We start from the raw sequence: 12,717 nt of genomic DNA on the forward strand, positions 1-12,717 counted from the left end.
CATCTCTCGCCAAATGCTTCAGGATTTGTAATTCTACATCCATTGCCCTGCTTACCTTCCAGAGTTTTTTCTTTTGATTCTTTTATTCAGAATACCCGGAAAGTGACAGAAGAGGGTTAGTAGTTAGTAGTTAGTAGTTAGTAGTTGGTTGTTTACCACTAACCACTAACCACTAACCATTCACTCTGATTAAGGATAAAATCCTAACTTCGGTAAGCCCAAAGTCTCATCCCAACCCATCATGATATTCATACACTGAATTGCTTGACCTGCTTGTCCTTTAATCAGGTTATCAATCGCTGACATTATGATCGCGCGACCCGTACGTGGATCAACTTCTATACCGATGTAACAAAGATTGCTGCCACAAGCCCATTTGGTTTGGGGATAAGTGCCGGGATCGCAAATTTTCACCCAAGCAGAGTTGCGGTAGAAAGCTCTATAAATGGTAATGAGATCATCTCTCACCAAACCGGGATCGCGTAATGTCGCGTACACAGTTGCGAGAATACCGCGCACCATCGGGATCAGGTGCGGAGTAAATTGTATGGTGAGTTCGTGACCTGCCAGATGGCTACAAATTTGCTCAATTTCTGGTGTATGGCGGTGACGGGCGACACCGTAAGCTGTCAGTGAGTTATCAGCTTCGGCTAGTAACATATTGATTTTGGCTTCCCGTCCACCGCCAGAGGTGCCGGATTTGGCATCGATAATGGCTGTTTCGGGAACGATCAACCCTTGTTTGAGAAGCACAGAAAGTGCGAGGAGACTGGCGGTAGGATAGCAACCAGGACAGCCAATTAGCTGGGCTTCTGAAATGCGATCGCGGAACAGTTCCGGCAGTCCATAAACTGCCATTGCAGCAGTAGCAGTATCTTGTCGCTCTTTACCATACCAAGCTGTATAAGTTGCCAGATTGTTAAATCGGTAATCAGCACTCAAATCGAGTACTTTACATCCTTTTTCTAATAATTTTGGAGCAATTTGGCAAGCCAGACCATTTGGCACAGAGAGAAAAACTACTTCACAACGGTGAGCAATGATTTCCGGATCTACCGCTTCTACCGAGAGATTAACTGCATGAGCCAAATGTGGATAGATATCCGCAAACGGCTTTCCAGCACTGCTATCGCCACCTAAATAAACCAGCTCTACTTCTGGATGATCCATCAGTAGACGCACCAACTGAACTCCGCCATAGCCTGACGCGCCTACAATCCCAACGGGTACGCGTCTAAAATTGCCCATGATTATAAGATCCTTATCCGCTTTTGGTTAACTCATGTCAGCTATCAACGATCGGCGCTTTAGCCCAAAGCCATTAGCTTTTAGCATATGACGGCTGAAGGTTGAATGCTAACCCCTGATAAATGTTGAAGCATTGCTACATTTGATTACTAAAACCTAATTTTAGCGGTAGACTTTTTCACGATCTCATACAGCAAAATAAGAAGTCTAGCAAATCTAACTAACTAGTAAATCACTAAGGAAAGAATCAGACCGTTAAAATAGACTAAGAGCTTATAATATCAGCTTTTGACATTCTGCCTTCTTGTACTAGTAGCTGTCTTTTGTGGAAAGGCATAATTCTCAGCACTGACAATATAATTTGGTATAATATAAACTTTGCAACACCCTAGGTAAACGCTGCAATCAAGAAGATGTTTGGGGAATCCTTCGTAAGTTTAGTGGCTTCCCGTAAGCAAGAACAAAAATCTCATCAGCATAAAGTCTAAGAACTTCAAAAGGCAAGTTAAGCCTAACAACCGCACCCTTTGCAGATGTGGGAGTGTCAACAAATCATTGCTTCTCTCACTCTCAGACCTTCTAAAAAAGGTACAATTTAACGAAAAGGATTTGTTAAAAAAATTTACTTTTGGTAGCTAACATCTGTGTCTCAGTCCAAGACAACTTCAACCCAAGCCTTTGAATTTGATTCAATTGAGGCCGCTTTGGCAGATTTGAAAGCTGGCCGTGTCATTGTGGTAGTAGATGACGAAAACCGAGAAAATGAAGGGGATTTGATTTGCGCTGCCCAATTTGCTACTCCAGACACGATCAATTTCATGGCGGTGGAAGCGCGGGGGTTGATTTGTCTGGCGATGACAGGCGAGCGTTTGGATGAACTAGACTTACCCTTGATGGTGAGCAATATTACAGATCCAAACCAAACTGCTTTCACCGTCAGTATCGACGCCGCGCCCAATTTGGGAGTTTCTACTGGTATCTCCGCAGAGGACCGCGCTCGTACGATTCAGGTTGCAATTAACCCAGCGACAAAAGCTTCAGACTTACGTCGTCCGGGTCACATTTTTCCCATTCGCGCTAGGGAAGGAGGTGTGCTCAAACGAGCAGGTCATACGGAAGCAGCTGTTGACTTAGCGCGACTAGCTGGATTGTATCCAGCTGGGGTAATTTGTGAAATTCAAAACCCGGATGGTTCGATGGCACGATTACCCCAGTTAATCCAGTATGCCAAGAATCATCATCTGAAAATTATTAGCATTGCGGACTTAATTAGCTATCGCCTCCAGCACGATCGCATTGTTATTCGCGAAACTGTTGCTGACTTACCCACCCAGTTTGGTCTTTTCCAAATTTACGCTTACCGCCATACCCTCGATAACACCGAACACGTTGCCATTGTCAAGGGAAATCCTTCGCAGTTCGGTAATAATCCTGTAATGGTGCGGATGCATTCCGAATGTTTAACAGGAGACGCACTGGGTTCTCTGCGTTGTGACTGTCGAATGCAGCTACAAGCAGCCCTGAAAATGATTGAAAATGCGGGTCAAGGTGTGGTTGTATACCTGCGGCAAGAAGGACGGGGAATTGGACTAATTAATAAGTTGAAAGCCTACTCATTACAGGATATGGGGCTAGATACAGTAGAGGCAAACGAACGGTTGGGATTCCCTGCTGACTTGCGTGACTATGGTATGGGAGCGCAAATACTCATGGACTTGGGCGTACATAAGATTCGTTTGATTACCAATAATCCCCGTAAAATTGCTGGCTTGAAGGGCTACAGTTTGGAAGTAGTCGATCGCGTGCCACTATTGATTGAATCGAATAACTACAATTCCAATTACCTAGCGACAAAAGCGAAAAAGCTGGGTCACATGCTGTTGCAGACATATCTGGTAACAATGGCCATACACTGGCAAGACGACCCACAAGCGATCGCAGAACGCTACGAACGCTTGGAGAAACTGCGGCATTTAGCGAAAAGTCACGATCTACTGTTACAGGAAGAAGCACGTCCTTTGGCGATCGCTCTATTTGACAAACCTTCTTTAACAGTACATTTAGGATTTGACCAACCGCGACTGGCAGCTCATGATTGGTACAAGCAAAAAAGTCATCCTTACGTACAGGCGATCGGGCAAATTCTTGATTACGTAGTGGCTTTACCTTACATCCAAAAGCTAGAATTTTTAATTTCTCCCGGAATCGATCCCTTAAGTAATTTGCAAGTGCAATTAGATCGACAAACGTTTCCTTTCGGTACATTACCTTCCTCAATTTGTTGTGAGCATCTGGAAACCCAGAAAATATATAGTTTTAGTCGCTAGTTATTCTCAAATCACGTCTAATGTGAATTCATAAAGGTGGTATGGGTAATAGGTAATTGGTAATAGTTAATGGGAAAGTAAACTGAAAACTGCCTCTTCCCCAATCACCAATTACCAATTCCATCCGTGTGCATCGGTGGTTGATTTCTAAAATATGATTTTTCACGCTTTGAATTCACATCAGTCCAGTCGTAAATCTGTATCCAGTAAAGTCTATTATCAAATAGTAGTTAGTGTTTCTGACACAGCTATTTTTGCCTGTTGTTTGTTATCGCTATTGATGGCGATCGGTTGACGGAAAGAATGAAGTAAATCCAAAAACTTATCAAAATCAAAACTTCTTGGGTCAATTCTCGTACCAGAACGATCTACTGCACGGTGAGTAGTAATACGAGCATCAGGAACCTGACTCTGAGCTATTAACCAAGCCAGCGAATAATATTGGGCATCAGTGTAACCTAGATGAGTTGGTTCTTGATTCCGACCTTCCGGTGGTGTTTCTAAAGAGACATGATAAGCAAAATTATTCACAGATGGCTCTAAATTTGGATTAGTTTGTATGGTTTCCGACCCATTCGGCCCATCAAAAACTGAATTACCTGCGCCAAAGGCTCGCTTGTCTGGCGGGACTATATAAATAACTGTCCCATCTAGCGTGATTAAGGCGTGGTAACTCACTTGTTGATTCTCATCATCATGAGCTGTTTGAAAGGTGTTAATAGCGCTGGATGCAGAATCACCAGTCTCATGAAGTACTATGATTGCTTGATTGTTAATAGACTGACCATTAATGTCTGTAACATAACGCTCTCCATAGTTGCTTGGATGAGCCAAGGCAACTTCATATCTGGGCGTATACTCTTTAAAAGCTTCAGTAATTTTGAACGAGTATCGAGGAATTTTTTGAAGTTTACTCCCTTGGTTGCTTGTTGATTTAAGTTGTGCCTTAGACTTGGAATTTGCAGTAGACTTGACTGATAATTCAGGCAAATCTTGACGTTTGTCATCTTGTTTGTTAGCTGATTCAAGTTGTGTCTTGGAATTGGGAGTTGAAGTGGACTTGACGGATGATTCAGATAAATCTTGAGGTTTATCTTCTTGCTCTTTCAGCGCCTGCATTTGCACATTTGCTGGACTCCAAGCAGGATATTCTGAATTTGGATTTGATGTGATTTTGCTATCTGGTTGTAGTTTTACTCTGCCGATCGCAATGACAACGATCAGGGTAATGAGCATCAGAGATATCAATAGCAATCTATTTATCCAGACGCTGAAATTCATGTGTTTAAAGATTTTTAAATTGTTGAAATTGATATTAATATATTCGCTATACTGGAAGATTGGCTACTGCCATACTATGAGAAATACCATAATTTAAACCAGAAATTAATCTTTCTACAGAGCTATTTCAACCGATGCCCTAAAGTGGTTAGATTACAAACAAAATCTATACTGCGACGAATATCATATGGCTTCATTTTCTGCTTGGTATTTCGATGAATCTAAGATGGCAGGCATTGACTTTGAGGATATAGCCCAAGTTGAAGCTTTTGATCGTAGGCAAGCATCAAGTACCCCAGAAAAGGAGCAGGCTTGACTCAGGCGACTGGGAATTTCTTCTGGGCATACTGTTATCGATCTCGCAGCAGGCACAGGAATCTTTGCTATTCAGGCTTCACTCAACGGGGCTTCTGTAGATGCCGTTGATATATGGATTATTCAAGGTATGCTAACGCGGGCAGGGTTAGAAATTACAGAAGCGAACTACCCTACACCCACTCTTGCTGAGTTTTTATGTATTAAGTCAGTCTCATCTATTTGAGATTAAGGTGATAAAACAACCAAAGTATTACCGCAGTCAGCAGTAAACATGCTATCCCCGCTAGCCCAGCTAGGGGTTTTTTGTTTTTACCTGTCACCCACTCGGAAACTTTATCGCTGTAATTAATTAGTTGTGCTGTATCCAAGCAGGCGATCGCCCATACCCATCCAGCGTGCAGTCCCCAAGCTAAACCTAAATTGCCGCGATCGCTAAACCGTGCCAGTACTAACACCATTCCCATCAACCACAATCCAGGAAGTTGCGGTATGGTTTCTCGTTGTTCCCAAACCAAATGTAGCGCAGCAAATATCAAGCTAGAAATGATCGCTGCCACCCAAACTGAATAATTCAGTTCTAGTTCGCTGAACAGGAACCCGCGAAAAACTAACTCTTCTATGCCACCCACAAATAAAGCTATCAACAAAATAGGTAGCAGAATAGATGGTAATTGCTTGATATTAGACTCTTCAAATCTGCACCATCCCAGCCAAAATTGCAATACAAACACCACAACAAGGCTCAATATTCCCAAGCCAAAGCCCACTGCCAAAGAACCAAGGATGGAAATATTAGTAAGGAAGCCGTAATTAGAGAAAGATGTTTTGGTAAGCCAGATAGCAGCCCACAAGATCAAGGGTGCTAATAAATAAAGCGAGACTAGTAAAGGTAACTTTTGATTTGGTTGTAAAGGTTTGCCAGGTTGCCATTTGAGTACTATAGCCAATAAAGCTGCTATTGGGAACCAAAATCCAGCCCAAGCAATAAAAAAAGCCATCACCACAACCAACCCTGGTGCATTTTCCAGAAATGACTGTAAATTCTGAACTGATGGCTCAAATAACGCTATCAAAATACAATTAAAAAACACGACAGACTTCTTGCTACCATAAATTTCTTGCTTGACGAGAGAAAAGCTAGCTATGTTTCTGAGCAATTTTTTATCGGGAGTAGCTATGCGATCGCTTCATTATGCTCCCACTTATTGCTGGTTTTATTCTGCTTTTCTCTCTACTTAGTCAAGCTTCTACCAAGATTGGTAATTTCCGCAAGAGGTCTAATCGTATTTTTCCGTTTGAAGAAATATTCAAACTACAGCAACCAATTTTTCATCTTGTCTAGAGAAAAAGTTATGGAGAACTCACCATTAACTTTACCCCTAGCGTTAGAAAAATTTACTCATCTTCTTCAATTTCTTCGTCTTCTTCCTCTACTTCGGTATCTAGTTCCAGCTGGGTTTCTTTTTTATCACTGTCAACTTGAATTAGGTGAATGTGCTTGTATCCCAGCTTAATTTCAAATTCATCACCAGGCTTTAAGCCCATTGCTTTAGTATATGTTGCACCAATTACAATTTGACCGTTTTGGTGAACACTAACTCGATAAGTAGGTTCACGACCACGGCCATCTTTGGGTGCTTCTGGACTTAGGGGAATTCCCCTAGCCGATAGCAAAGCATCATAAAAATCTGTGAGATTGACTCGTACCTGGTTATTTTTTGTAACTGTATAATAACCACACTGTTTTGCTCTTTCTCGACGTGGTAAGCTAGAAAGTTCTTTTACTTTTGCAAGCAGTGCTTTTCCGGTTAATGGTGCGGTTGCAGTTTCAGTCATTACGCTCAAAATATCCTTAACTCTCTCCAAACTATTTACAGAGTTTACCTATGCCAGCGTTTGGCATTTCGACATTTGCACAAAGCCACTAGCAACCCTACCAAAAGGGTAGATCCCTGTTTATAACAAACCAAAATCCTCTTTTATGGTTGCTCACCATCTATTCGAGGTATGGCTGCCACAGGTATTAATTTCGGTGATTGTACGGCACTTCTAACCATCATTTGCCATCGAAAATGAATTATTTTTCTTTTCTGACGTTACTGCGACGGTGTAATTTTAAGCCATCTTTACAAATTGAGGAGGCAAAAAGTAGTAAGAGTTTTCTTTCCACTTTATTGCCGTTGAGTTCTACCACTACAACTAAGTTGTAGACCCAAGAAATTGCAGGATTTAACTTATGCTAACTCCCAAACTTAGGACAGCATAGTATTTATGTAAGATTGCTGGGCATATACCCTTTTATCCTGCCAACAGAGACGAAATATTTTACGTCTCTACATCACGAATAAACAAAACGGTATTAGCCGCACTTGCACGGCTATTTATACTGGTTTTGTTACCTCGTAATTTTATATTAAATACTAGCATGCAATCATAATAGCAAAATAATTGTTTAAGTTTGAATTAAACTTAGTGCTACACTTTGATCTTAATCTATGATCTTCAGAAAGCAAAAAGCGGTGAGGATTTTCCTCCCGCTTTATTGCCATTGTGAGTATTGAGGTATGGCTTTTATAAAAATTCATCTATTTTAGATAAGCAATTTTGGCAAGAGAGTTACATGCTAGAGTTTGTTGATTGAGAGGAGCCAAAAATCTGTCAAAGTATTCTGTCGCTTATTCATTACCTCAAGATGTTCATCAAAAGCTAGAACTATTCTATATAACCAAAAAAATTGCCACTTTGCGACCTATTAAGGCATTTTTCCTGTTGGCGGTTGACTTTTGTTAATATCAACATACAGTTATATCCTGTAGGTGATTGAGTGTAGAGGTTGACAAATCTGTCGCCAAACCCATTTAGAGCTTTTAAAACTAAGATTTACATGTTGATCCCCAAACCAGAATCAGTAGCTCTTTAATTATCAGCATGTTAACAGCTAGCTTTGAATTAAGGGCAACAAGAGTATAGCTCATGGGGTAAGCAACCTGCCTGTAGGAATAATTAGACCTCTTGTAAAAGTAACTTTTGCTAGAGATGGGAAAAGGTGAAAGGCTAGTTTTAAGGGAAAAGGGCAAGGGTTAAAGGGTAAAGGGATTTTATTAATCCTTTTACCTTTCACCTTTCCCCCTTCCCCCTCATAAATGTCCCTTTTGGCGACTTGTTGCAAGAAGTCTATGTTTTTAGGTAGATGTAGTAATTTCAAGACTTAGGTTAGTAGCAATGGAAGTAGTTTTTAAGGTAATTCGGCAGCAACAAAATTCTTCTCCTGTTGTGCAAACTTACCTTTTGCAAGCAGAAGCGGGTAATACAATCCTTGATTGTCTCAATCGTATTAAGTGGGAACAAGATGGAACTTTGGCGTTTCGCAAAAATTGTCGCAATACAATTTGTGGTAGCTGTGCTATGCGAATCAATGGGCGTTCAGCCTTAGCTTGTAAAGAAAATGTTGGCAGCGAAATTGCCCGATTGCAACAGCTAGCAGCACAAACAAGTAATACAAATACTATTCCAGAAATCACGATCGCGCCATTAGGCAACATGCCGGTGATTAGGGATTTGGTAGTGGATATGAGCAGTTTTTGGAACAATCTAGAGGCGGTTGCTCCTTACGTAAGTACAGCGGCGCGACAAGTACCAGAAAGAGAGTTTTTACAAACACCAGAAGAGCGATCGCGTCTCGACCAGACAGGCAATTGTATCATGTGTGGAGCTTGCTTCTCTGAATGCAATGCCTTTGAAGTAAATCCCAGTTTTGTAGGCCCCCATGCGCTGGCTAAAGCTTATCGCATGGTGGCAGACTCCCGCGATAGCGAAACTGAAAATCGATTGGAAAAATACAACGAAGGTACTAAAGGAGTTTGGGGTTGTACTCGTTGTTTTTACTGTAATAGTGTTTGTCCGATGGATGTTGCTCCATTAGATCAGATCGCTAAAATTAAACAAGAAATTCTCACACACAAACAAAAAACTGACAGCCGTTCAATTCGTCATCGCAAAGTATTAGTAGAGCTAGTCAAAGAAGGTGGCTGGATTGATGAAAGGCAGTTTGGTTTACAAGTGGTTGGCAACTATTTTAAAGACTTGAGAGGATTGCTTAGTATAGTACCCCTCGGTTTGCGGATGCTAGCTAAGCGTAAATTCCCCCTCTCATTTGAGCCTTCTGAAGGAACTCAACAAGTGCGATCGCTCATTGAGGCTGTACAAAAACAAGAAGGTAAGCAATGATTAATGATGAATTATGAATGATGAATGATGAATTTTAATATTTCATCTCCATCATTCATCATTCATAATTTTTTAACGCGGATCTTGTGGCACATTTAATGGTTGCCCAGAACGGTTATAAACTAAAATATCCCACTGCCCATTGTTACTGTACTCAAAGGCAATTCTAGCCCCATCAGCGCTAATTGTAGGTTTGCGGACTTCTGCTTGCAAATTGGCAGTCAAATTACGTGATTGCCGTGTTTCTCTGTCATAAAGAAAAATAGCCACTCGTCCTTGACGAGAAGCAGCAAAAACAATGTAACGACCATCATCAGAAACACTGGGATGAGAGGCGATCGCATCAAAAGAATTTAAACCAGGCAAATCAATCAAACTGCGAGTCACCATATCAAACATATAAACATCTTGGCTACCACGTCGGTCAGAAGCAAAAACAATAAATCGCCCAGAAATTTGGGGACTTAATTCCGAAGCAAGACTGTTAAGACTCCTACCTCCAGGATCGAAAGGATAACTCAATAGACGAGGATAGCCACCACAACCAGTTAATAAACTTGTTAGGGTAAATATAGGTATAAAAATATAGTGTTTAGTCATTAGTCAAGAGTCATTAGTCATTGGTTAGTGGTTAGTAGTTAGTAGTTAGTAGTTAGTGGTTATTCTCCCCACCTCCCCATCTCCACTCCCCCACAGCCCCCAACCCCAGAGGGGGCCCCTAGCCCCCACTCCCAACTACGGTGGGGGTGCAGTTATAGTTGCGCCATTAGGAATATCTAACTCGATCTCTGGGCCTCGGTCTAGTACTTCTATATCCCACTGACCGCGACTGGCAGTTTCAAAGACAACATAGCGCCCATCTGGACTAATATTGGGATTTCTTACCCAACCGCGATATACGGGGGTAAGGATTTGTGACTGTTGCGTAGCGCGATCGTAAAGCGCCACAACTGGTCTACCTTGGTCGCTAGTAATATATGCTATGTAACGTCCGGTATAGCTCAGGCTGGGACTTTCAACAATTGTATCCGGACGGTTTAAGCGTGGTGTACGCAAAAAAGTTTGCTGCTGCAAGTCGTATAGCAATAATTGATGAGTGCCATTACGAGTTGAAATAAAAGCCAAAAGCCGACCATTTCCACTCAAGGTCGGTTGCTCTTCTGTGTAGCGACTATTGAGGGAAGTTGGTCCAATAGGAATATTTTCAGGACTACAGGATACAAGCAAACTGGTCAAACCAAAAAGTAGACTCCAACTAATTTGTCTTTGGAGCCAAAACATCGGTGTAATTTTTTTCACCTCAACAGTTTTTTGTCATCTTTTTTGCAACCTCCACATTAGTTTACTTATACATCGTCATCAAAATTAACCGAATTATCTGACTCGTCTTCTGAGCGATTCATCGGTTTGTATTCCACATATTCTGTAGAAATGACATCATCGTCTTGACGCTCAGGTCGAGGTTCCGAACTGCTGGGCGGACGGCGTCTTCTTGGCGGTCTGGGTGTAGTATCTGCGATATCATCGCCGCGATTTTCTGGACGGGAAGAACCATTAGTTCCACGACGAGGAGGTCTTCTTTCTTCGCTAGCTGAGCTATCCCAGTCATCAGTTATTTTGGAGGAAGTACCCCAATCATCCTCAAATCTTTCAGGAGTACGAGTTACCGGACGTGTAGCGCTACGACGACGGGAAGATCTTTCGTTAGGTTCTGGTTTCTCAGTACCACTGCGACGTTCTGGACGGCGGGGGGGTTCATCTTCATAATAATCTTCACGCGATGAACGGCTTTCCCTGCTACCTGGAATGCGAGGACGGGGGCGTTCCTCCTCATATTCATCATCGTAAGGTAGTGGTTCTAAATCATAGTCTACCTGAGCCTTATAGGGAGATCTCTTTTCATATTTATAGCGGGGGCTAACCTCTCGCTCATCGTCTACAATTGGCGTGTTGCGCTTGGCTTGCTGAGTAGCTATTCCCCGCAGACGAATACTTTCAACTGCGAAAAACACAGTTGAACCTACCAAAAGCAACTGACCAAATTGTAGAATCGGGTCTAGTCGCCATCCTTGGAAAATGAGAATAAAGCCGCAGAGCAAACCTACAGCAGCAAAAAAGATATCTTGATCTCGCGAGAGTTCTGGACGTACAGTGCGAAGGAAATACAAGGCTGCCCCAGCCACAGCCAGGAAAATTCCTAGAATACTGGCTGAGTTCGCCCCAAAGTTTACTTGAGCCAGAACACTGGCTGAGTTCAGCCAAAAAGTTACCATTGTTCTTTTCCTAATATCAAATCTATGTTAGCGAGTCAGTATTTAAATCTCTACTCTAACAACACACAAATATATTGTAGAGACGCGAAACTCAAGGCAGTGCCGTACAGAGCTTTTTTGCCCGTGCAACTGCCGTCGCGTCTCTACATTATCACCCAAAGTTAAAAAGCCACTATCTGTCAACGTGGTAGAAATTACCCTCAGACAGATAAATGGCAGCAATAGGCAATAAACCGACTGACAATTGGTTTTGAGAGTCAAATTGACTCCCGCAAGTATTATTATGAACGCTGGATTTTATCTTTTTGGCTAATAAAAATCAATCCCACAGTTATGGGGATAACGACAATCACAGTACCCCAAGCCAGGCTCCAAAGGAAATTTGATAAAGAAGGTGTCATAGTTTTCAACCTTTGTTTACAGACTGTATCCTAATTTTAATGGTCTATTAGACTGTTCGAGCAACACCATATATTTTTCCATATGTGCGGAGGGGCGATCGCATTTGGCTAGAATGAAAATGATATAGCTTTACAAAGCTTAAAAAAAATTTCCTGCTTTCTTGGCCCAGGTATTCTTTTTCACAGAGAGTGAGAAGCTCAAACAATGACTGGTGTTAACATTACTGCTTGGATTCTCGGTCTAGGACTGGGATTAATGACACTTTTGTTTATTTTCCGCATCATTCTAACTTGGTATCCCCAACTAGATCTAAATCGTTTTCCCTTGAATCTAGTAGCTTGGCCTACAGAACCCTTTTTAGTACCGATGCGGAAGTTAGTACCACCTCTAGGTGGGGTAGACATTACACCCATTATTTGGGTTGGCATCTTCAGTTTTCTTAGGGAAATTCTCCTTGGTCAACAAGGACTGCTGACTATGATGTCTCGGGTAAGTTAGGGGATTGTTGGTGGTTGGTTGTTGGTGGTTAGTGGTTAGTGGTTAGTGGTTAGTAGTTAGTGGGCAAGGGGCAAGGGGCATGGGGCAAAGGGCAAAGATAATCGTTAAATCCCAATTCACTTCGGCCCGATTCCCAATGCCCA

The 12,717-nt window shown here is 42.0% G+C and carries 13 protein-coding genes; 4 read left to right on the top strand and 9 right to left on the bottom strand.

Annotated elements, in window-relative coordinates; all coding sequences use genetic code 11:
- Positions 1-189: 189 nt before the first annotated feature.
- Positions 190-1,248, bottom strand: a complete 1,059-nt coding sequence (gene argC / locus HXY43_RS00510; protein WP_290878696.1) for an N-acetyl-gamma-glutamyl-phosphate reductase — start codon at positions 1,246-1,248, stop codon at positions 190-192.
- 644 nt (positions 1,249-1,892) lie between these two features.
- Between argC and ribBA the strand changes: the two genes are divergently transcribed.
- Positions 1,893-3,575 (top strand): bifunctional 3,4-dihydroxy-2-butanone-4-phosphate synthase/GTP cyclohydrolase II, encoded by a 1,683-nt coding sequence (gene ribBA, locus HXY43_RS00515; protein ID WP_290878698.1) that lies wholly within the window; start codon positions 1,893-1,895, stop codon positions 3,573-3,575.
- Positions 3,576-3,794: 219 nt separating this feature from the next.
- Here ribBA and HXY43_RS00520 read toward each other — a convergent pair whose 3' ends face one another.
- Positions 3,795-4,856, bottom strand: coding sequence for a peptidoglycan recognition family protein (locus HXY43_RS00520; protein ID WP_290878700.1), 1,062 nt, complete (start codon positions 4,854-4,856; stop codon positions 3,795-3,797).
- A 187-nt stretch (positions 4,857-5,043) separates the two neighbouring features.
- Here HXY43_RS00520 and HXY43_RS00525 point away from each other — a divergent pair, with 187 nt between their 5' ends.
- Complete coding sequence (locus HXY43_RS00525; RefSeq protein ID WP_290878702.1) at positions 5,044-5,172, top strand: hypothetical protein; 129 nt, start codon at positions 5,044-5,046, stop codon at positions 5,170-5,172.
- 217 nt (positions 5,173-5,389) lie between these two features.
- Here HXY43_RS00525 and HXY43_RS00530 read toward each other — a convergent pair whose 3' ends face one another.
- Entirely contained in the window at positions 5,390-6,265 is an 876-nt protein-coding gene (locus HXY43_RS00530; RefSeq protein ID WP_290878715.1) for a type II CAAX endopeptidase family protein, read from the bottom strand.
- A gap of 304 nt (positions 6,266-6,569) precedes the next feature.
- Positions 6,570-7,010 (bottom strand): AbrB family transcriptional regulator, encoded by a 441-nt coding sequence (locus tag HXY43_RS00535; protein WP_290878704.1) that lies wholly within the window; start codon positions 7,008-7,010, stop codon positions 6,570-6,572.
- Positions 7,011-8,396: 1,386 nt separating this feature from the next.
- Between HXY43_RS00535 and HXY43_RS00540 the strand changes: the two genes are divergently transcribed.
- Positions 8,397-9,401: a succinate dehydrogenase/fumarate reductase iron-sulfur subunit gene (locus tag HXY43_RS00540; RefSeq protein ID WP_026733044.1), complete on the top strand. Its 1,005-nt coding sequence runs from the start codon at positions 8,397-8,399 to the stop codon at positions 9,399-9,401.
- Between the two features lie 72 nt (positions 9,402-9,473).
- Here the strand turns inward: HXY43_RS00540 and HXY43_RS00545 are convergent, their stop codons facing one another.
- The 5 genes from HXY43_RS00545 to psbX all read right to left on the bottom strand — a co-directional run bounded on the left by HXY43_RS00545 (position 9,474) and on the right by psbX (position 12,075).
- Positions 9,474-10,001: a TolB family protein gene (locus HXY43_RS00545; RefSeq protein WP_026733043.1), complete on the bottom strand. Its 528-nt coding sequence runs from the start codon at positions 9,999-10,001 to the stop codon at positions 9,474-9,476.
- 135 nt (positions 10,002-10,136) lie between these two features.
- Positions 10,137-10,700 (bottom strand): hypothetical protein, encoded by a 564-nt coding sequence (locus HXY43_RS00550; protein WP_290878708.1) that lies wholly within the window; start codon positions 10,698-10,700, stop codon positions 10,137-10,139.
- A gap of 47 nt (positions 10,701-10,747) precedes the next feature.
- Entirely contained in the window at positions 10,748-11,674 is a 927-nt protein-coding gene (locus HXY43_RS00555; protein WP_026733041.1) for a Ycf66 family protein, read from the bottom strand.
- Positions 11,675-11,716: 42 nt separating this feature from the next.
- Entirely contained in the window at positions 11,717-11,935 is a 219-nt protein-coding gene (locus tag HXY43_RS00560; protein ID WP_290878710.1) for a hypothetical protein, read from the bottom strand.
- Positions 11,936-11,955: 20 nt separating this feature from the next.
- Positions 11,956-12,075 (bottom strand): photosystem II reaction center X protein, encoded by a 120-nt coding sequence (gene psbX / locus HXY43_RS00565; protein ID WP_072032389.1) that lies wholly within the window; start codon positions 12,073-12,075, stop codon positions 11,956-11,958.
- Positions 12,076-12,280: 205 nt separating this feature from the next.
- Between psbX and HXY43_RS00570 the strand changes: the two genes are divergently transcribed.
- The gene (locus HXY43_RS00570; RefSeq protein WP_026733040.1) at positions 12,281-12,574 is read left to right on the top strand and encodes a YggT family protein; all 294 of its coding nucleotides are present in this window, start codon (positions 12,281-12,283) and stop codon (positions 12,572-12,574) included.
- Positions 12,575-12,717 lie beyond the last annotated feature (143 nt).

Origin of the sequence: Fischerella sp. (assembly GCF_013388695.1) — a bacterium.
In the GTDB taxonomy this organism is placed as follows: Bacteria; Cyanobacteriota; Cyanobacteriia; order Cyanobacteriales; family Nostocaceae; genus PCC9605.